Here is a 20,885-nt window from a genome sequence, read left to right on the forward strand (position 1 = left end):
GCACCTTCTGCGCGCTGAAAAGGCTATGCTCGGACCATGACGCCATTCCCCGACTTGCACACCCTGCCCCGCCAACTGCGCCACCCCGAGGTGCGCGACCTGGCGTGGGTGATGCTCGCGCCGCCGATGCTGGCGCAAACGCCGTGGCCGCAGCGCCACCCGCTGGCCGGCAGTGACTGGGTGCAGGCCCCTCACCAGCTCGAAGCCTGGCTGCGCCAGCTGGACCAGGACAGCAGCGCGTTGCAGCAGTGGCTGAGCCTGTCACGTACCCGGCGCCTGGGCCTGTACTACGAACGTTTGTGGCAATTTGCGGTGCAGCATGCGCCGGGCGTGGAGTTGCTGGCCGCCAACCTGCCGATCCGCCGAGCCGGGCATACCCTGGGCGAGCTGGACATGCTGGTGCGCGACCGTGATGGCGTGCACCACCTTGAGCTGGCGATCAAACTCTACCTGGGCCCGCAGGACGGCAATGGCCAGGACACTGCGCAATGGCTGGGGCCTGGCTGTCATGACCGGTTGGACCGCAAGCTGGCGCACCTGGCCCAGCATCAACTGCCGATCTCCGCGCGGGCAGAGAGCCGCGAAGCCTTGGCGGCGCTGGATATCCAAGCGTTCGATGCGCATTTGTGGCTCGGCGGCTATCTGCTCTACCCCTGGCCCGGCGCGGCGCAATCCCCCCTCGGCGCTCACCCGCAGCACCTGCGTGGGCGCTGGTTGCATCAGCGCGACTGGACAGACTTTGTCAGCACTCGCCCGGCGGGTCGCTGGCAACCCCTGCCCCGCCATGCCTGGCTGGCGCCCGCGCATTACCCGGCTGATCAAGTGTGGAGTGAGGTGCAGATGCAAGACTGGCTGGCAGAGCTGGACCCAATGGCGCCGGCGCAGTTGCTGGTGCGCATGGTGCCGAACGGTGAGGAGTGGGAGGAAGCCGAGCGGTTGTTTCTGGTGGCCGATCTTTGGCCGAATGTGCCGGGGACAGGCTGATACTGGTGTGGTGTGTTTGAGGGCCTCATCGCAGGCAAGCCAGCTCCCACATGGGATAGGCGGCGAGGTCAAAATGTGGGAGCTGGCTTGCCTGCGAAAGCGATAGCCCAGACGCTACAGCTTATCGATATGCTGATAACCCAACTGCAACCCCACCGCCAATTCCTCAGCCCGCCCCAACCTGATCGGCCCGCGCTCGATATCAATCAACATGCCTGGGCACTCCAATCGCGGCAGCGCGCCCATCGCCTTGAGCCGCCCATCGGTCACTACCAGCAACTTCTGCTGCTCGGCGGGATAGCGCTTGCGCCGTGCCGCCAACCAATGCCCCGCTTCGGTCAGCGCAGCCAGCAATGGCGTCCCGCCGCCCGCGCCCAACTGCGCCAACCAATCGGACAAGCCTTTCGCCGCCTTCAAACCTTGCACCTGCCACTTCGGCGATTGCCCGCTGGCCGTCAACAACGCCATGCGCGCCCGTTGCCGATAAGCATCGTCAAACAGCTGGGCCAGCAGCCCCTTGGCGTCGGTCAACGCCCGATGGCGCCGCGTGGACGCCGAGGCATCGACAATCACCAGCCACAGCTCAGGGGCTGACCGGCAACGCAAATGGAACAGCAGGTCCGCACGACATTGCGGCCGACCGCCGAGCAACGTGCCCGGCCAATTGATCGCCCCGCGCTGGGCGCTGCGGGCCTTGCCCTGCCGGCCGGTGTTCAATCGCCCCGCCTGGGGCCGGGCATCCGCCCCCGCGTCAGGACGGGGGCGGATGCCTAGGGCTTTTTTGGCCAGGTGGGTACATCGCGGCGTACGCCCGTAGGCAAGGCGGGTGCGGGCATATCGCCCCACTGGCCTTGGCCGGGCGAGGTGTCAGAGGGTGACGACGACGGCCCGTCATTCGGCTGGGGCGGCGAGCCTGGCGGAGTCTGTTGCTGACGACGATGGCGCAAGGCAAATTCTGCCACCGCATCGATATCTTCCTGCTCGATAGCGGCCGCACCACGCCACGCCGCATGGGCACGGGCGCCACGCAACCAGACCAGGTCGGCACGCAAGCCGTCGACCCCAGCGGCAAAGCAGCGCTCGGTGATGCGCGCCAACGCCTGGTCATCCAGGGCGATGCTGTCGAGCCGTGCCCGCGCCTGGGTGCAACGTTCGCGCAAGGCGGCTTGGGCTGGCGCCCACTGCGCGCAGAACGCAGTTGGGTCAGTGTCGAAATCCAGGCGACGCCGGATGATCTGCCCGCGCTCGGCGGGCAGAGTCTGCCCGCTCAACGCCACGTTGAAGCCGAAGCGGTCGAGCAACTGCGGGCGCAACTCGCCCTCCTCCGGGTTCATGGTGCCAATCAGTACAAAGCGCGCCGCATGGCGATGGGAAATCCCGTCGCGTTCGATCAGGTTGGTGCCGCTGGCGGCTACGTCCAGCAGCAGGTCCACCAAGTGGTCGGCCAGCAGGTTGACTTCATCCACGTACAACACGCCGCCGTCGGCCTTGGCCAACACGCCGGGAGAGAATTGCGCGCGACCTTCGCCCAGCGCGGCATCCAGATCCAGGGTGCCGACCAGGCGCTCTTCTGTCGCGCCCAGGGGCAAGGTCACAAACTGCCCGCTGGCCAGCAGGTCCGCCAGTCCACGGGCCAGGGTGGACTTGGCCATGCCCCGTGGCCCTTCGATCAGCACGCCGCCGATCTTCGGGTCGATGGCGGCCAGGCACAGCGCGAGCTTCAAGTCATCAGCGCCGACCACGGCGGACAGCGGGAAATGGGGAGTATCAGTCATAGTCAACTCTTAATAGCTCGTTCCAACGCTCCCGCGTGGGAACGCTTCGCTGGACGCTCGGCGTCCGTTCTTGTGACGCAGAGCGTCACGGGCTGCATTCCCACGCGGAGCGTGGGAACGATCACTCAGCTGTCTTCTTCTATGTCCAGCAACAGGTTTTCCAAGGCTTCGCGGTACGCCCCCGGTGCCTGCCACAAGCCACGTTGCTGGGCTTCGAGCATGCGCTCGGTCATGTCGCGCAGGGCATCGGGGTTGTGCTGTTGCACGAAGGCACGGGTGTCGGGGTCCAGCAGGTAGGCATCGGCGAGCAAGGCATATTGATGATCGTCAATCAGCGCGGTGGTGGCGTCGAAGGCGAACAGGTTGTCCACGGTCGCGGCCATTTCAAACGCGCCTTTATAGCCATGGCGCTTCACGCCTTCGATCCACTTGGGGTTGGCCGCACGGGAACGGATCACCCGGTTGAGCTCTTCCTTCAAGGTGCGGATTTTCGGCACGTCCGGCTGGCTGTGGTCACCATGGTAGCTGGCGGCCTTTTCGCCGCTCAGGGTTTCCACGGCGGCCAGCATACCGCCCTGGAATTGGTAGTAGTCGTTGGAGTCGAGCAAGTCGTGCTCGCGATTGTCCTGGTTCTGCAACACCGCCTGCACCTGGCTCAACCGCTGGGCAAATTGCTCGCGGGCCGCAGTGCCTTCGTCAGCGCCACCGTAGGCATAACCACCCCAGTTCAGGTAGACCTCGGCCAAGTCCTCGCGGCTCTGCCACAAGCGCCCGTCAATCGCGCCCTGCACGCCCGCGCCATAGGCACCCGGTTTGGCGCCGAAAATGCGCCAGCCGGCCTGCTTGGCCGCGGCACCTTCATCCAGGCCCGCCTCAAGCAATGCTTGGCGTTCACTGCGTACTTTGGCGGCCAGCGGGTTCATGTCGTCGGGTTCATCCAGGGCCGCCACCGCCTGTACCGCCGCATCGAACAGGCGGATCAGGTTGGCAAACGCATCGCGGAAGAACCCGGACACGCGCAGGGTCACGTCCACGCGCGGGCGGTCCAGCAGGCTGATCGGCAATATTTCAAAATCGTCCACCCGCTGGCTGCCGGTGGCCCACACCGGGCGCACGCCCATCAGCGCCATGGCCTGGGCGATATCGTCACCGCCGGTGCGCATGGTGGCAGTGCCCCACACCGACAGGCCGAGCTGACGCAGGTGGTCGCCGTGGTCTTGCAGGTGCCGCTCAAGAATCAGGTTGGCCGACTGGAAACCGAGACGCCACGCCGTGGTGGTTGGCAGGTTGCGTACGTCCACGGTAAAGAAGTTACGCCCCGTGGGCAGCACATCCAGCCGACCGCGACTCGGCGCACCGCTGGGCCCTGCCGGGACAAAGCGCCCACTCAAGGCATCGAGCAAGCCGCGCATCTCCGCCGGCCCACAGGCATCCAGGCGTGGCGCGACGACAATGCGCAGGCTTTCGATCACCGACTTCACCTCCTGCCAGCCGGGCTCTTCCAACTGTTCGATGGGGCCTTCCAACGCCTGCTCGATCAAGCGCGCCGCGTACAACTCCAGACGTTCGCGGGTATCCCCGGCCGTACGCCACAGCTGATCGTCAATCTTCTGCAACACCAACGGGCGCCGCCCCGTCCAGGGCTCGGCCAGTGCACAATCGAGCGGATCAAACCCCAGGTCGAATGCCTTGGCCAACACACGCAGCAGACTCGACTGCGGGCCCCGGCCATCGCCACGGGGAATGCGCAACAGCGCCAGCAAGGTGTCGATACGCAAACGGCCCTCGGGCGACTCGCCAAAGATATGCAGGCCATCGCGGATCTGCGATTCCTTCAAGTCGCACAGGTAGGTATCCAGGCGCGGCAGCCACACCGCCGCGTCCGCCTCACTGCCCAGTTCAAGCTCCTGGTCGATACGGGTTTCGCGCACCAGCTTGAGGATGTCTTTTTGCAGCTCCAGCGCACGGCGCGGGTCGAGCAATTGCGCCTCGTAATATTCGTCGGCCAATAACTCAAGGTCACGCAGCGGGCCGTAGGTTTCGGCGCGGGTCAGCGGCGGCATCAGGTGGTCGATGATCACCGCCTGGGTGCGCCGCTTGGCCTGGGCGCCCTCACCCGGGTCGTTGACGATAAACGGGTAGATATTCGGCAGCGGCCCCAGCAGTGCATCCGGCCAGCAGTGCTCCGACAGGCCCACGCCTTTGCCGGGCAGCCACTCCAGGTTGCCGTGCTTGCCCACATGGATCACGCCGTGGGCGCCGTAGGTATGGCGTAGCCAGAAATAGAACGCCAGGTAGCCATGGGGCGGCACCAGGTCCGGGTCGTGGTACACGGCGCTGGCATCCACCTGGTAACCCCGCGCCGGCTGGATGCCGACGAAGGTCAGGCCCAGGCGCAGGCCGGCGATCATCATGCGGCCATCGCGGCACATCGGATCGTTTTGCGGCGCGCCCCAACGCGCCTGTACGGCCTGGCGATTGGACGCTGGCAAACGATCAAACATCGCCTGGTATTCCACAAGGCCCAGGCTTTGATGGCAGGGCCGCAGGTCGAGGCTGTCGAGGTCGTTGGTGACGCCGCCGAGCAGTTCCTGGATCAGCGCGGTGCCACTGTCGGGCAACACATCCGCCACCGGGTAGCCTTCGGCTTGCAAGGCGCGCAGGATATTCAGGGCTGCCGCCGGGGTGTCCAGGCCCACGCCGTTACCGATGCGACCGTCGCGGGTCGGGTAGTTGGCGAGGATCAGCGCAATCCGTTTCTGGGCATTGGGCACCCGCGCCAACTCGACCCAACGGCGTGCGAGCTCAGCGACAAAATCCATGCGCTCGGGCGCTGCGCGGTAGCACACCACATCCGACTGGCTGCGCTCGCTGCGCCAGGCCAGGTCCTTGAAACTGATGGGCCGGCTGATGATGCGCCCGTCCAGCTCCGGCAAAGCGATATGCATCGCCAGGTCACGGGGCCCCAGGCCTTGTTCGCTGGCCTGCCAGCCGGGTTGGTTGTCCTGGGCGCAGATCGCCTGGATTACCGGGATATTGCGGCGAAACGGGCGCAGGTGCGGCGCTTCCGGGCTGGACTGGGCAAAGCCGGTGGTGTTCAGGATCACCGAGGCTTGCACATCGTCCAGCAGGTCCTCAACCACCGTGAGGCAGCCGGGCTCTTTCAGACTGGCCACCGCAATCGGCAACGGGTTGAGGCCCGCCGCTTGCAAGCGCTGACAGAACACATCAATAAAGCCGGTATTGGCCGCCTGCAAATGCGAGCGGTAGAACAGCACCGCAGCCACGGGCCAATCAGCGTGCCAATCGGCCTGCCAGTCATTGAGGCGGGCATTGGCGTTGCGCGGGTGATAGATCGCCGTGCGCGGCAGGGTTTGCGGCTCGGCCCAGGCATAGTCGCGGCCCAGGTGGGCACTGGCCAGGCAGTGATAAAAATCCAGGGCATTGCCCAGGCCACCTTGGCGCAGGAAGTGCCACAGGCGCTCGCGGTGTTCGGCCGCAACGGTGCTCAGGCCGCTGAGTTCCGGGTCTGGGCGGTCGTCACCCGGCACCAGGATCAGGGTGACGCCGCGTTCGGCCAACTCCACCAGGCGCTCGATACCGTAGCGCCAATAGCCGATGCCGCCGTGCAATGACAGCAGGATGACCTTGGCGTGGCGCAATACCTCGTCGACGTACAGGTCGACCGAGGCATGGTTCTGCACCTGCATCGGGTTGGCCAGGCGCAGGCTGGGGTAATCCTCCGGCAATTGCTGGGCGGCTTCGGCGAGCAGCGCCAGGCTGGAATCACCGCTGCACAGGATCACCAGCTCAGCAGGGGTTTGGCCAAGGTCGGCAATATTGTCGTCCGCGACGAAACCACCGGGCTGGGTCCTGAGCAGGTGCATAGTTAAACGCTGAGGGCGGCGCGCAATTGCGCTTCAAGGCCCACGGCGTCCAGTTCCTGGCCGATCAGCACCAGGCGCGTAGTGCGTGCTTCGTCAGCACCCCAGGCGCGGTCGAAGTGCTTGTCAAAGCGCGTGCCCACGCCCTGGATCAACAGGCGCATCGGCTTGTTCGGGATCGCGGCGAAACCTTTGACGCGCAGGATGCCGTGCTGCACCACCAATTGGGTCAGCGCGTCGAGCAGCAGCGCCTCATCGGCTTGGGGCAAGTCGATGGAGATGGAGTCGAAGGCATCGTGGTCGTGGTCATCTTCACCTTCGTGGTGATGGTCGTGATGGCTATGGCGCCCGTCGATATGCTCCTCGGAACCGGCGCCCAGGCCGATCAGCACGTCCAGGGGCAGGCGACCGCTGCTGGCTTCGATGATCTTCACCGCGGGCGGCAGTTCTTCGGCGACTTCCAGGCGCACACGGGCCAGGTCTTCGGCGCTGATCAGGTCGCTTTTGTTGAGGATCACCAGGTCGGCGCTGGCCAGTTGGTCGGCGAACAGCTCGTGCAACGGCGATTCGTGGTCCAGGTTCGGGTCAAGCTTGCGCTGCGCGTCGACCTGATCCGGGAAAGCGGCAAAGGTACCGGCGGCCACGGCTGGGCTGTCGACCACGGTGATCACCGCGTCCACCGTGCAAGCGCTGCGGATTTCCGGCCACTGGAAGGCTTGCACCAACGGCTTGGGCAGGGCCAGGCCCGAGGTTTCGATGAGGATATGGTCCAGGTCACCGCGACGGGCGACCAGTTCGCGCATCACCGGGAAGAACTCTTCCTGCACGGTGCAGCACAGGCAACCGTTGGCCAGCTCGTAGACGCGGCCATTGGCTTCTTCTTCGGTGCAACCGATAGAACACTGCTTGAGGATTTCACCGTCGATGCCCAGCTCGCCGAACTCGTTGACGATCACCGCAATGCGACGGCCCTGGGCGTTGTCGAGCATATGGCGCAGCAACGTGGTTTTGCCCGAGCCAAGGAAGCCGGTAACGATGGTGACGGGAAGTTTGGCCAGTGTTTTCATCGGATGCCCTTTGGGGCGGGCATACGGGACGACAGGCCCTGCGGCGGCGCGCAGCAGCGGATTTCGTCACCGGATCACCCCGCCCGGTTGAATTGGAAAATCAGTGGCGAGGCAGGTCTCCTGGCTTGGGGTGTGCAGGTCTTGCGACCAACGCTGACTGCGCCTTCCCGCCCTATCGGCAGTGGCGTGGCAGTCAACTGAACCCTTCACAGTTGCGGGGGCAGCCGCGGCTTGAACCGCGTTCCCTTCTTAGCTTCGGCCTGGGCCGAAGAACCTCGAGGGTGCAAGGCTACGCAGTGCACGGCAGGCGGTCAATGCTCAAGCACCTACCGGCAAGTCGGTCCAGGCAGCGGCCAACTAGGCGTAGCGCTGCCTGCCAGGATTGGCGGTGATGATGTCGGGCACATTGATCGGGCCGTAAGCCTTGAGGAAAAAATCAAATCGGCCATTCCCTGTGAGGTCGATGGCCAGCCTAGACAGGTTAGTCGTACGGTTGTAATCCAGAATCGCTTCACCTGGTTTGCCCGTCAGCCGCCTGACGAACCTCAGGGCATCAACCCCCGCGTTGCCCAGCAGGTTCGACAGATCGATTCTGTCCACACCCGTGACAAAATCCATAATCTGATCGGGATATTCCGGCGTGGAGTCGCTGGGATTGTCGTAAGCGAAGGTGTCAGCGCCCCCCGCACCTCGGAGTCGATCCGCACCCGCCCCACCTTTAAGCACGTTGTTTGCTTGGTTACCAATGATCGAGTCATGCCCGGAGCCGCCGATTGCATTCTCCAGCGTAACCCCCTTGGCAATGGAAACATTCCCCACCAGGCCGCCAACATCCGAAAAGGACTCCGCCCGCAAATTGATAGTCTGGTTTTGGTGATACTTGGAAAAGTCCAACGTATCGACACCACCACCGTCCCATACACAAAACAAGGCCGTATCGTGACGCGAGTTCAACTCCAGATAGTCTCGTCCCGCATTGGAGTTGAAGCCATAGGTGGTATCTGAATTGCGCGTCGTGTTATTGGCACCATAAACCCGCTGCGCAGCGGCGATATCATCCATCATCGGCGCCGACGGTAACTTTCCATTGAAGTGTTTACCCGCTTCAGGTGCATCGAAGTAGCTCATCACGCTGTAAGCCCGCGTATCCTGAGCATATAAGGCGTGGTCGCGGTAATTGGGATTACCAAAATTATAGGTGCCTGGGTGTAACAGGCCCAGGTTGTGCCCAATTTCATGGGTCAGGGTCATTCGCCCATGGTTGTGCAAGGCTGGATTAGTATTGGTGCCAAATCGGGGATTGATCAGCACTTTACCTTCCTGGCCCGGATACTGGCCGAAGGCGACCTCGTAGTCCGTGCTATTGGAGAACGCTAGAAGCCCCTCGGGGCGACGACTGCCTTCCTGGAATGAAACATTCGCGACATCCTCCCACGATTGCATCGAGCGCCGGGCCTGCTCTTTCTGGGTCGCATTGAACGCCGTGTGCCCTCTTGCGTGCTTGTTGAATGAATAGGAGATCTGCGTGATGCCGTCGCGATTGGCGTCAAACCAACGATGGCCGGTTCGAGTGATTTGACGCGCGGCCTGATCAACCGTGAAAGAGGGTTTATCAACGTTCGATTCAGAGGGGTCGTTGGGCCTGAGGGTCGCATCGGCCACCGCTGATTGCTGATCGCCAGCAAGCGGCGCATGAAAACTTTGCAGCGTATTGGAAAGTCGCATAAAGCCCACCGTTAATTTCAATGTTGCGCGGGGAGATAAACCGGGTTTCCTTCTGAGTTATCGAAAAAAGCGCAGGCGTTCCCAAACACTTCATACATCGCGTGTCTGCCTATTGCGTCTGCAAATACTTCATCGCCGTGTACTTCGTAGGTGTCCTCATCCAATTGACGCTGACCTGCACACCATGCTCTCCTACACACCTTGTTTCGGGTGCCCTTCACAGGGTGAAACGGGAAACCGGTGCGTCAAATCCAATGACAAGTCCGGTGCTGCCCCCGCAACGGTAAGCGAGCGAAGCGTCATGGCCACTGTGCTTTTGCATGGGAAGGCGATGCTTTCAGGAGGACTCTTTGATGAGCCGCCCCTCGCAAGCCCGGAGACCGGCCCGAAAAATTCAGATAACAAACCCGCGGTGGGCGGGCGCTGTTCGAACCCTGCGTGCCTGGCGCGTGGGGTTTTCATGCGCTCGTTTCACCCTGACACCTGAAAGGGACGCGCCATGTCGATCATCAGCAGCACTTCGCACACCGCCACTAGCACCGCCACCCTCAGCCAACGCCTGACCGCCGCCATCGGTGCATCGATCCTTGGCGCTTGCCTGGTGTATTTCGCCGGGTTCTCGCATATCGAGGCGGTGCACAACGCCGCCCACGATACCCGCCACAGCGCCGCGTTCCCGTGCCATTGAGAGCTGCCGACATGATCAAGCGTATTGCGCAAACCGCAGGGTTCACCGGACTTCTGGCTGCCTTGCTGCTGACCCTGCTGCAAAGCTTTTGGGTGGCACCGCTGATTCTGCAGGCGGAAAGCTTTGAAAAAACCCCGCCAACCGCCGAAGTGGTGCATGAGCACGCCGCTGGCGCCGCAGCTCACACCCACGACGCCCAAGCCTGGGAGCCTGAAGATGGCTGGCAGCGAGTGCTGTCCACCACCGGCGGCAACCTGGTAGTGGCGGTGGGATTCGCGCTTATGCTCGCCGGCCTCTACACGCTGCGCGCGCCAACCCGCACCGCCCAAGGCCTGCTCTGGGGCCTGGCCGGCTACGCGACCTTTGTACTGGCGCCCACCCTGGGCCTGCCCCCGGAGCTGCCTGGCACCGCGGCGGCTGACCTGACGTTACGCCAGACCTGGTGGATCGGCACCGCAGCGTCCACCGCCGCCGGCCTGGCGCTGATCGTGTTCGGTCGCAACTGGCTGCTGAAAGCGCTTGGGCTGGCGATTCTTGCCGTTCCCCACGTCATCGGCGCGCCGCAGCCGCAAGTGCACTCGATGTTGGCCCCCGAGGCGCTCGAAGCGCAGTTCAAGATCGCCTCGCAATTGACCAACGTGGCCTTCTGGCTGGCCCTGGGCCTGATCAGCGCCTGGTTGTTTCGCCGCAACCGCGACGACCACTACTCGGCATGATTCTGGTTGTCGGGCTTGGCTGCCAGCGCGGCTGTGAGGTTCACAGCCTGCTGGCATTGCTGGACAGCGCCCTGGCCGAGGCCGGCATTGAGCGCTCACGCGTGACCGCATTGGCAAGCATTGACCGCAAACGCGATGAGCCTGGGCTGCTGGCGCTGGCCCAGCGCTTGAACCTGCCCTTGCAGTGCTTGAGTGCCGAACAACTGGTGGGCTATGAGCATCGGCTGAGCCATCGCTCAGCGCTGGCCTTTGCCCACACTGGCTGTTACGGCGTAGCCGAAAGCGCCGCCCTGGCCCTGGCCGAGCACCTGTCCAATGGCCCCGCGCGCCTGCTGATCACCCGCCAGAAAAGCGCACAGGCCACCCTTGCATTGGCCTGCGCAGGTTAAAATCCCGATAATTGCCGCTTTCGATCATGAGCAATCTTCATGCTCGCCCGTTTTTCAACAGGACTTCTCCATGACCGTCTACTTTATCGGCGCCGGCCCCGGCGACCCGGAATTGATCACCGTCAAGGGCCAGCGGCTGATCCGCAGTTGCCCAGTGATCATCTACGCCGGCTCGCTGGTGCCCGCCGCCGTACTGGAAGGTCATCAGGCGCTCCAGGTGGTCAACAGCGCCGAACTGCACCTGGAGCAGATCATCGAGCTGATCAAGACGGCCCATGCCCAAGGCCAGGATGTGGCGCGGGTGCACTCCGGCGACCCAAGCCTGTATGGGGCGATTGGCGAACAAATCCGCCATTTGCGCGAGCTGGGCATCCCGTTCCAGATCATTCCAGGGGTCACGGCGGTCGCGGCGTGCGCGGCCTTGCTTGAAACCGAACTGACCCTTCCGGACATCGCCCAAAGCGTGATCCTGACCCGTTACGCCGATAAAACCAGCATGCCCCCCGGTGAAGACTTCGACAGCCTGGCGCGGCATGGCACCACCATGGCGATTCATCTGGGGGTCAATCACCTGGACAAGATCGTCGCCGAACTGCTGCCACACTACGGCGCGGATTGCCCGATTGCCGTAGTACACCGGGCCACCTGGCCGGATCAGGATTGGGTGGTCGGTACGCTGAGTGACATTGCCCAGAAAGTCGCGGCCAAGGGGTTTCGGCGTACGGCATTGATTGTGGTGGGCCGGGTGTTGGCCAGTGACAGTTTCAGTGAGTCGTCGCTGTACCGCGCAGGGCATGCGCACCTCTACCGCCCCTGAAGAAATGCAAACACCTATGTGGACCTGGCTTGCCTCAAGGCTTTTTGTAGAAGCGAGCTTGCTCGCGAAAAACTAACAGGCGCCGCGTTCATTCAGCAAGCACGCGTCATCGTTGATGTTTTTCGCGAGCAAGCTCGCTCCTACAGAAAAGGCATAAAAAAACGGCGCTCACGGGGCGCCGTTTTTTATGTTCGCAGTGAACACCTTACTCAATAGTAGGCGTTTTCTTTCTGCGTGTGGTCAGTCACATCTCGTACGCCCTTGAGCTCAGGAATACGTTCCAGCAGCGTGCGCTCGATGCCCTCACGCAAGGTCACGTCCGCCTGGCCACAGCCCTGGCAGCCGCCGCCGAACTTCAACACGGCGATACCGTCATCCACCACGTCGATCAGGCTCACCTGGCCGCCATGGCTGGCCAGCCCAGGGTTGATCTCGGTTTGCAGGTAGTAGTTGATGCGCTCATTCACCGGGCTGTCGGCATTGACGTTCGGCACCTTGGCGTTGGGGGCCTTGATGGTCAACTGACCGCCCATGCGGTCGGTTGCATAATCGACCACGGCGTCGTCCAGGAAGGCTTCACTGAAGGCGTCAATGTAGGCGGTGAAGCTTTTGAGCCCCAGGGCGGTGTCTTCAGGTTTCTCTTCGCCAGGCTTGCAGTAGGCAATGCACGTCTCGGCGTACTGGGTGCCGGGCTGGGTGATAAAGACGCGGATACCGATACCCGGGGTGTTCTGCTTGGACAGCAGGTCAGCCAGGTAATCGTGGGCGGCGTCGGTAATGGTTATGGCAGTCATGGAAACTCCTCACAGGCTTGCCCGCAGTTTACGCCAAATTATTACGCAGGTACAAAGTCCGAGTATTTTTGTCAGGAAAGACCTGATCCTGCTGACCGAAGGCCCCCGCTGCACCGGCCCATTTGTGCAAAAACCTGTGCCTACCTATATAGCCCCCGCCGCAAAACCCGGCTCAATAGAGTGAATCCTCTTCCACTATGGATTGTGAGGATCGAATGAATAATGCGCTGCAGCGTTTCTATTTCAAAGGCTTGCCTGAACAGCAAGCGCATCTGGATCATCTGATTGACTTTGTAACGGAACAAAGCTCACTGGCAGTATCCTCCACCGAGCTTTATTACTTTCCCCCGTTGAACTCCGAGCTGAATCGCGAGTGCAAAGAAGCCGTTCGGGTCCTTGCAAAACTGGAGGCCGATGAAGACTTCCAGCAGTTCCTACGGGAAAAACCTGAACGGGATGACTCCATTCTGGGCCGGGACTTTCTTTATGACCTGCTCTCAACCCTGCTCAGCAGCGCCCGCTCGCCGATACCCGACCCTCCCGAAACGTTCAGCATTGCCGACCATTCGGTGATCCTGCGCCATATACCCACCTATTGGTACATCGACGCCGACGTGTTGCTGGATATCAACCGGCGTGTGGGAAACGGCGTCAAAAGCGACGGTTCGGTACGGTTTGACCTGGTGCTCAAGTACTACTCGATCCTCCCGGCGCAACCCAAGCCCCCCGAACAATGGAAAGCGGTTCTCCAGGGTTTGCAGGAACACCACACCCTGAGAAAACTGGGCCACGATGGGCAGCCCAGCGATTTGCAGCATGTGCTGGATGCCCCTGCCGACCAGAAGATCAAGGAGGTTATCCGCGAGATCGAAACACACACCCGACAATCGCTGTTCCGCCAGGTATTGCCCGAAACGTTCACCGCCTCACAGCAGGCCATGCTCACCACCACGCCAACCGTCCTGCTTGAACAGCTTCTCAATAGCCCCGACAACCTGGCGCTGGGCGAACGAATCGCCAAGGCACTGGACTGGTATGGCAGCCAGAAGGACGAAATCTGCCCCCAACCGGTGCGGGTGAAATTGCTGTGGCGAGCGCTGTGGCTCACGATCATGCCCAACACCGAGTCGCCGATGGATAACGAATTGAAGTTATTTATCGAGCCTGGGGCGTCTTACTCGTCGATCCGCCACTCCTTGATCAGCCGTTATGAACACAGCTTGTCGATCAGCCCTGCCGCGGCGCAATTGGCGGTGTGCGTCGTCAAGGCCAATGTGGCCAGCGAAGTGTGGGTGGCTGATATCCCCGATGACCTGCCGTACGCCGCCAGCAGTACCTGGGTCAATTTCAGAAGCGGTTTCCTGCTGGCCGAAGCGCTTGCACCCGGCTCATCGCGCCAGATGAGCTTCGAGCAGTTGCTCAACCTGGCGGCGGAACATTTTCGCGCCAGTGGCGATAACGTTGAACAGCAGGCCTTGGTCGCCGCCGCGAGGCTCGGCCCCACGGTCCAATGGGTGCAGGCCAATGGCTTGATCGCCAGCCGAACGTCAGGCCCTACCCGCGATGAGCTGACTCAAGCTGTCACCGCACTGGAGCAGCATGAATACGAAATGTTCAACGCGATTCAGGGCCTTGCGCTCGACCTGCCCGGGCGCTGGCGCTATGCGTCGGACTCGGAATACGACAAGACCTTCCGCGAGGCCCTCGAACAGCCGAAAAACGCCTATAAAACCCTGATCAAGTCATTGCTTGCGCACCTTGGCAGTGCGACCCTGGATGTGAATCAGGACGAGATCACCGTGTACTCCTTGAGAGAAGCGCTGGACAAGGTGCCTATCGAGTATGAAACCCAGCGCAAGACCGATGCCGTGCGTTACCGGGCAGGTTTCATCCTGCGCATCGTCAAGCCCCGCTCGCCCTTTCATGCCACCTACATCGAAGTGTTCCCCTTCGCCGGCGTGATCCGTCACCGTAAAGACATCAAGACTCTGCCACTGAACGGCAAAGTGGTAGAGCTACGAGACGCAATGAGCTGGTGTAAATACAGATTGGCCACCGAAGTGCCCTTTGACCGGCAAGCCTACCGCGAGAACAACGCGCCCACGCCAGGCAAAAAGGCTGAGTTGATCGTTGAGCAAGTCGGCGAGACCTTGCCTGGTATCAAAACCGCCTTGGCGCGCGCGTCATCGTTGCAGCCCAACACACTGTATGCGCCACGCAGTGAAAGGCTGGCGAGCATGATCGCCCGCGAGCTGTTTTTCTGTGACGAAGCAGCCCTGCTGGAAAAAACCCGTAACGCCACGCGGGAGGTGGACATCGGCGCTGAAGTGTTCGAAGACCTCGCCTTCTGGGGCAAGATTTTTCTGCCGTTCTGGGGCGGTATCGACGACATCGGCTCCGGCGACCCCCAGCGCATCAAGTCCGGCGTCGCCAGCCTGTTCATCGACATCGTGCTTTTCGCCTTGCCGGTCGGCCGATATGTGTCCGGCTCTGCCCGCCTGGCTATTCAGGCCGGTAAAACCGGGCTGCGCCTGGCGCTGCCAAAACTGGCGAAGCTCACGGGAAAGCTGGTGATTGCCACCCTGCAGGAACTCAACCCCCTGGCCGCCCTGCCCAGCCTGCTCAGACTGGCACGTTTCGGCCTGCTCAAGCTGGGCCGCGGCTTGATGCGCCAGGCACAACGCGGTTTTGCCCAACTGCGGGATGGGACCATCGCCGCCCGGCACATGCGCTCGGTCGACCCTGGCACCTGGAAGCCACTGCAGACGGGGGACAAACTGTTTACCGTCGACGGCTTCGCCAACATCCCGATGCGCAACGTCGGCAGCCTCGACGCCCCCGACTATCGCTTGATAGATACGGCCTCCAATAAAGCCTTCGGGCCGCGCTATCGAGAGCCGATCACGGTGATCAGCAATAGCAGCCCGCTGATCCGTCGATACGCAGTCGACCCCGAGTTGATCCGTGGCCTTAAGCCCGACGCACGCGGGATCTTCTCCCGAGTGGACTACAACCAGAAATATATCTGCAATATTGATGATAAAGGCAAGATCGCGGTGTACCAGATCCGCGACAACTCCTATGGCTTTATCCAGGAAGCCGCCGCTGGCGCCGACAACAGCTTTTCCATTGTCCTGGTCAATCCCAAAACCAACCGGGACTTGTCGATCACGCTGTCCTCGGTAGAGCCCGGACATTGGTACTCAGGCCAGATAAAACTGACAGGCGGCGCGCCGGATGCACCCAGCGTGGTAACGCCATCGGTGCTGTTGAAATGGACCGAGGCCAGCGAAGACGCCCTGAAAAAAACCATGGACACCTTCGTCAATACTTACAACCTGGACCCCAACGCCTTTCGGCAGTTTGTCAGCACCCGCAACACCCTGACGCGCAGAGGGCAACAGATGCTCGACCGTGCGGGAACCGCCCGTACCAGCGTCACCTACGATCATCTGGAGCGCTGGAGCAAGGCATCCCAACGCGAGCGCAACAGTCTCACCCTCGAAGGATTTGCCGCCGATCATAATCTGGACCCGGTGGCCTTCGCCGAGTACGTAAACCTGGATGGCAGCTACCGAGCGCCGGGCAAAGTGCTCGCCAAATATGCGCGCGGCGAGGAATTCGACGACCTCAAACCCGAGCACCTGGATGCGTGGAACAAGCACTACAACGCCGCCAACTCAAAGGTATCCATGCGCGCGTTTGTCGAACAGAACAACCTCAACCCCGTCATCTGGAGCAGCTACGTCAACGACAATGGCAGCATGACCCGTGCCGGCAAAGACAGGTGGCTATTCGGACAAAGAAGCCCCCAGGACCAGCCGGTAGCCAGGAAACGCCCCGCGCCGCCCACGCCCGGCAGCTCAAAACGCCCACGCCTGGAAGAGGACGCGGTATCCACCCGGCGCCGCTCCAGCTCGATCACGGCGTCCTTTGATCATAAAATCAACAATAACGCACCGATCCTGCAGGACCCGACAGACATCAGGCGCAGTTTGACCCTTGAGCTTGAAGGCCCGCTGCACAGCATCGAGATTACCGACGCCAACCGTTTTTTTGACGAGTTCACCGGCCTGCAACATGTTGAAGTCAAGGAAGCCGCGACCAAAAGTATTCGTGAATGGATTTCCAAGGAGGGCAGCCATCATCGTCGGCTTGATCGCCTGGTGGAGGTCAGGAAACTGGCGGATGGCCCGGAGCGCGGCCTGTCGGTGGTGGCCAGAACCGATATTAAGCGTTTCGACGTGCTTGGGCCGTACACGGGCAAACTGCATCTGGATCAAGCCTCGATCAATACCGAGATCCTGGAAAAAGGCGAGGCGGCTGTCGGTACGTATCTATTCCAGACCCACACTCAAGGCGCGACCATCAGCGGCCACGGCAACAGCAATACGCTGAGCCTGATCAATGCGGTCAAGGTGCCGAACCTGCCCGACGTGGGCATCGAAAATGTCGGCGCCCTGTATGTAGGCAACTACATGGTGTTTTTAATCGCTTGGCGAGATATCCCTGCCGGGACCGAGTTGCTGATGGACTACGGTAAGGCCTACTGGAAGTACATAAGGCCTTGAACCCCACCCCAGGCGGCAGTCCTAGTGCCTTTGCCTGGAAAAGGGCATCGACTCATCTAGGCCGAACCAATGCTTGATCCGGCGATGCGTGCCCTTCTCCAACACGTGGTAGCTGAAAAATGCACCGAGCGCGATGACGACGATGCAGACAGGCACCATGGTGTAGGGGCCTACCCCATGATGCTCGATGGCCCAGCGTCCAGCGCACAACACCAGTACATGAAGCAGGTATACCGAGTAGGAGCAGTCCCCCAGCATTTTTATAAAGCGCGAGCCGTGGAAGTACGGCTCCAGCGCCACACAACTGATCACCAGCACGGCGCTGGGCACGCCCCACTCCAATGCGCGGGGGACATCCGCGCCCTGATAAATCGCCGCCAGCGCCGCCACGATACCCAGCAACGCCAGCCACGGCCTGGCCCGACACAGGCCACGGCGGTACAGCATGCCGATCACCACGCCCATGAGGAACTCCAGCACAATGTCATTGCGGTAAAACCCGTCGGCCAAGTCAAAGAAGGGGCCAATGACATAACACACCAGGTACAACAACACGGCCACTACCCATAGCCGATAGGCTTCACGCACCAGCAGCGCAACAGCAAACAGACAGTAGAACAGCATCTCGAAATTCAGCGTCCAGCCGACATCCAGCAGTGGATAGACGCCATAGCCCGCCGGGTTCTGCGCGGGGATAAAGAGCATCGACAAAAGTACATGGCTCAGTTCGAGCTGAACGTCTGGAAACATCGAGGGCATGGCCATCACCAGCAAGGCCAACAGCAACGTATAGAACCAATAAGCCGGAGCAATCCTGGCCAGGCGCATGAGCATAAAGCGCCAAGGTGTCAGCGCTTTATCGGCACTTGCGAGGAAAATCACCAAGCCGCTGATGACGAAGAACACATCCACGCCAGCGCCGCCTTTTTCCACTAACAGGTCCTCCAGCGCGTTGTGGGCCTCAAAGTTGAAAAACAGCTGCATGACGTGGTGCCCCACCACCAGCCATGCCGCCAACGCGCGCAGCAACTGCACTGAAATCAACATCGGCATCCCCGTTCCAGTCCGTAGGTAGATATCCGACTGCTTCAGCCCCCGCGTGGAGAAATGACCGGATCAATAGCTGTAGTTATAGGTTCTCATAGCGGTTCATGTCCAATACGCCCTCTTCCACCGGCGTGGTTTCGTGGATGTATTGCGACAAGTCGTGGAAGTACTGCCAGAACAGCGGGTGACTGCGGCGCACACCCCAGCGGTCGACGATTTTCTCGAAGCTCTTGGCGTCCTTGGCCTGCTCCATCTGCGCGACAAACTCAGGCACTTGCCGGGCGGGAATATTGAACATGAAGTTCGGGTAGCTGCTGAGCACGCCAGGGTAAATGGTCACCGTGTCCAGGCCCGGCTGATAGCGATACGCCTCACCCAGCAGGAACGCCACGTTACTGTGGGCACGGTTGCGCAGCAGGCTGTAGACCTCGCGCTTGCCGCTGGCGGTTTCGATACGCAGCATGGTGGCTTCGGGCAATTGCTCGATCACCTTGAGCCCCGCCGCCGGGCGCGAGGTCAGGCGGCTCAGGGCTTGCTCGGCATCCTGCAAGGCCGGGTCAATGCCGTCGCGGGAGCAGAACGCGCCGCTGCAGCGGTTGATCGGGTCGGGGCTGGCGTTCAAATGGCCGTAGCGGGTCAGCAACTGGTCGGCGAAGTCACGCTTGGGGTCCTTCTCGCTCAGGTGCAACCCACTGGCCTTGTCATCGTCAATCGCCTCGTAGTCCAGCCACAACTTGAGCTTGCCGCTGTTCTGGTACCAGTCGTCCATGAAGTCTTCGCGGGTATCCGCTGGCATCAAGCGCAGGAAGTTCTGCTCGGCGCCGTTGCGGATCAGGTCGAAATACAGCCGGGTCTGGGCCTGGTGCGAGACGTTGCCGAACACATCGAAATTCACCGCCAACTGGTAATAGGTGCGTTCCAGCAGTGGATAGTCGAACAGCCACATCGTCTGCGGGACCTCGCCAATCAGGCCCTTGGTCACCGAGGCGCTGTCGAAATGGCGGAAAATGCTCAGCAAGGCGTTGTCATTGCCCGCCCACAGCGTTGACCAGCTCGGCGCCGGCAGGTCTGCGTAGTTGTCACGGCGCAAGGCTTCGTACTGGTTGCGCTTGTCGCGATACGCCAGCCACAGGCTCAGCACGCTGCCCACGTCGTCATTTTGCCCCGGCATGGCCAGCAACGGCGTGGCCTGGCCGCGATAGCGCGCATCGGTGATGTACAGGTCGTGGTCGGGGTCCTGGAACAGCGTCCAGAAGTTATCGCGGATCACATCCGTGGCGATCTGGCCACGGCACACCGGCCCGCGAATGAAGGTACGCACGAAGTACTCGGCGTTATCAAGCATGAATTGGTAGCGCGCTTTGGCCGGGATCGCTTCGAATGTCGCGAACGGGTTGGCACGGCTGCCAGGGCCGTAGCCTGGCAAGGCCGTGGCCTGCCAGTCGCCGGCGTAGAACAATGCCTTGATCCGCGCCATCTTCTGGGCACTGAACGGATAGGTGATGTGGGTTTTATGCACGATCACACCCTGCACCGGCCACAGGCGGTAATACACCTGGGTGCCCGGGTCGTCGTTGGGGCGACGGGTGGCGATCAGGTCAATCGGCTGGCCACTGGGCGTGCGCGAACGCACCCACTGGAAGTAATGCCCCGGCTCGCCGTTCTCGAAATAGATATGTGCCAGGAACAAATGCTCGAACAACCAGCGCGCCACCAGGCTTTGCCGGGCGCCCGGCTGGTTGAACAGGTTTTCCCACTGCTGCACTTGCAGGGCTTCCTTGGCGCTGGGTGCCAAGCCTTGCTCATCAATTGGCGCACCGGAGGCCAGCCAGCGTTGCAACGTCTGGTATTGCTGGTCGGTCAGGCCGGTAACCGCCAGCGGCATGCCTTCCTTGGGGTGAGCGCCGGCATAGGCATTGAACTCGCCGGGCGTCGCGCACATGTTTTCGCGGTTGAGCCCCAGCACAATGTTGTCGGGCAGCTTGGCATTGGGCGCCAGCGGCGCGTTGTGCCCCAGCTCCAGCATGCGCGCCATCAGCGCAGCCTGGCTGCCCTGGGCGTCCAGCACCGAATAGAAGCCCTTCTGCTGCCACGCCTGTTTACCGAATGCGTCATAAAACAAGCGGGTGGTGGGCGTGGCCTGGCTGCGCTCGCCGTCATACACCGGCATTTTGCTTGCACCCCGCGCTGCGCCTTCGGCACTGCCCAGGTTGAGCTGGCAGGCGGAGTCATAGCAGGCATGGCAGGCCACGCATTTTTCAGTAAAGATGGGTTGGATGTCGCGGGTGTAGGAAATCGCCGAAGCGGGACCTGCCGCCTGAGCGCTGCTGGCTATCAAGGCCAGGGCGGCGCTGACGATTAAACGAAGTGACATGTATCCGGTCCCGATTCAAGGCGTGCGGTGTTTGAAGTGGCGTGATTCTACCGG

General features: G+C 61.7%; 14 protein-coding genes and 2 riboswitches. Of the genes, 6 read left to right on the forward strand and 8 right to left on the reverse strand.

Going from position 1 to position 20,885, the window contains the following annotated elements; all coding sequences use genetic code 11:
* Positions 1 to 36 precede the first annotated feature (36 nt).
* Complete coding sequence (locus tag QK296_RS16595) at positions 37 to 984, forward strand: DUF1853 family protein (RefSeq protein WP_169912066.1); 948 nt, start codon at positions 37 to 39, stop codon at positions 982 to 984.
* Between the two features lie 114 nt (positions 985 to 1,098).
* Here the strand turns inward: QK296_RS16595 and QK296_RS16600 are convergent, their stop codons facing one another.
* From QK296_RS16600 to QK296_RS16620, 5 genes are all read right to left on the reverse strand, one after another.
* Entirely contained in the window at positions 1,099 to 1,701 is a 603-nt protein-coding gene (locus QK296_RS16600) for a VWA domain-containing protein (protein ID WP_282391110.1), read from the reverse strand.
* A gap of 53 nt (positions 1,702 to 1,754) precedes the next feature.
* Positions 1,755 to 2,759 (reverse strand): AAA family ATPase, encoded by a 1,005-nt coding sequence (locus tag QK296_RS16605; RefSeq protein WP_282391111.1) that lies wholly within the window; start codon positions 2,757 to 2,759, stop codon positions 1,755 to 1,757.
* A 125-nt stretch (positions 2,760 to 2,884) separates the two neighbouring features.
* Positions 2,885 to 6,646, reverse strand: coding sequence for a cobaltochelatase subunit CobN (gene cobN, locus QK296_RS16610; protein WP_282391112.1), 3,762 nt, complete (start codon positions 6,644 to 6,646; stop codon positions 2,885 to 2,887).
* A gap of 2 nt (positions 6,647 to 6,648) precedes the next feature.
* A complete protein-coding gene (gene cobW, locus QK296_RS16615) occupies positions 6,649 to 7,710 on the reverse strand; it encodes a cobalamin biosynthesis protein CobW (protein WP_003190738.1) in 1,062 nt (353 codons plus the stop codon).
* Positions 7,711 to 7,802: 92 nt separating this feature from the next.
* Positions 7,803 to 8,003, reverse strand: a riboswitch (cobalamin riboswitch).
* A gap of 64 nt (positions 8,004 to 8,067) precedes the next feature.
* On the reverse strand, positions 8,068 to 9,435 hold the full coding sequence (locus QK296_RS16620; protein WP_282391113.1) for a M10 family metallopeptidase C-terminal domain-containing protein: 1,368 nt from the start codon (positions 9,433 to 9,435) through the stop codon (positions 8,068 to 8,070).
* Between the two features lie 191 nt (positions 9,436 to 9,626).
* Positions 9,627 to 9,839, forward strand: a riboswitch (cobalamin riboswitch).
* Between the two features lie 95 nt (positions 9,840 to 9,934).
* Here QK296_RS16620 and QK296_RS16625 point away from each other — a divergent pair.
* The 4 genes from QK296_RS16625 to cobM all read left to right on the forward strand — a co-directional run bounded on the left by QK296_RS16625 (position 9,935) and on the right by cobM (position 12,045).
* Positions 9,935 to 10,123 (forward strand): CbtB-domain containing protein, encoded by a 189-nt coding sequence (locus tag QK296_RS16625; RefSeq protein ID WP_003190735.1) that lies wholly within the window; start codon positions 9,935 to 9,937, stop codon positions 10,121 to 10,123.
* An 11-nt stretch (positions 10,124 to 10,134) separates the two neighbouring features.
* Complete coding sequence (locus QK296_RS16630; protein WP_034135405.1) at positions 10,135 to 10,839, forward strand: CbtA family protein; 705 nt, start codon at positions 10,135 to 10,137, stop codon at positions 10,837 to 10,839.
* Complete coding sequence (locus tag QK296_RS16635; RefSeq protein WP_003190731.1) at positions 10,836 to 11,228, forward strand: cobalamin biosynthesis protein; 393 nt, start codon at positions 10,836 to 10,838, stop codon at positions 11,226 to 11,228. The genes QK296_RS16630 and QK296_RS16635 overlap by 4 nt, the downstream gene beginning before the upstream one ends.
* 70 nt (positions 11,229 to 11,298) lie before the next feature.
* Complete coding sequence (cobM, locus tag QK296_RS16640) at positions 11,299 to 12,045, forward strand: precorrin-4 C(11)-methyltransferase (RefSeq protein ID WP_034135404.1); 747 nt, start codon at positions 11,299 to 11,301, stop codon at positions 12,043 to 12,045.
* Positions 12,046 to 12,254: 209 nt separating this feature from the next.
* On the opposite strand, the gene nfuA is transcribed toward cobM, so the two are convergent.
* Positions 12,255 to 12,839, reverse strand: a complete 585-nt coding sequence (gene nfuA / locus QK296_RS16645; RefSeq protein WP_003190728.1) for a Fe-S biogenesis protein NfuA — start codon at positions 12,837 to 12,839, stop codon at positions 12,255 to 12,257.
* Between the two features lie 215 nt (positions 12,840 to 13,054).
* On the opposite strand from nfuA, the gene QK296_RS16650 reads away from it, so the two are divergent.
* Positions 13,055 to 17,410 carry an SET domain-containing protein-lysine N-methyltransferase gene (locus tag QK296_RS16650; protein WP_282391114.1) on the forward strand — a complete coding sequence of 1,452 codons (4,356 nt, stop codon included), beginning with the start codon at positions 13,055 to 13,057 and terminating at the stop codon, positions 17,408 to 17,410.
* Between the two features lie 21 nt (positions 17,411 to 17,431).
* Here the strand turns inward: QK296_RS16650 and QK296_RS16655 are convergent, their stop codons facing one another.
* Together QK296_RS16655 and QK296_RS16660 are read right to left on the reverse strand one after the other, a co-directional pair.
* Complete coding sequence (locus QK296_RS16655; protein ID WP_282391120.1) at positions 17,432 to 18,457, reverse strand: acyltransferase; 1,026 nt, start codon at positions 18,455 to 18,457, stop codon at positions 17,432 to 17,434.
* 82 nt (positions 18,458 to 18,539) lie between these two features.
* Positions 18,540 to 20,831: a fatty acid cis/trans isomerase gene (locus QK296_RS16660; protein ID WP_057709854.1), complete on the reverse strand. Its 2,292-nt coding sequence runs from the start codon at positions 20,829 to 20,831 to the stop codon at positions 18,540 to 18,542.
* Positions 20,832 to 20,885: the final 54 nt, after the last annotated feature.

This window comes from Pseudomonas sp. AL10 (assembly GCF_029960685.1).
GTDB classification, from domain to species: domain Bacteria; phylum Pseudomonadota; class Gammaproteobacteria; order Pseudomonadales; family Pseudomonadaceae; genus Aquipseudomonas; species Aquipseudomonas lactis.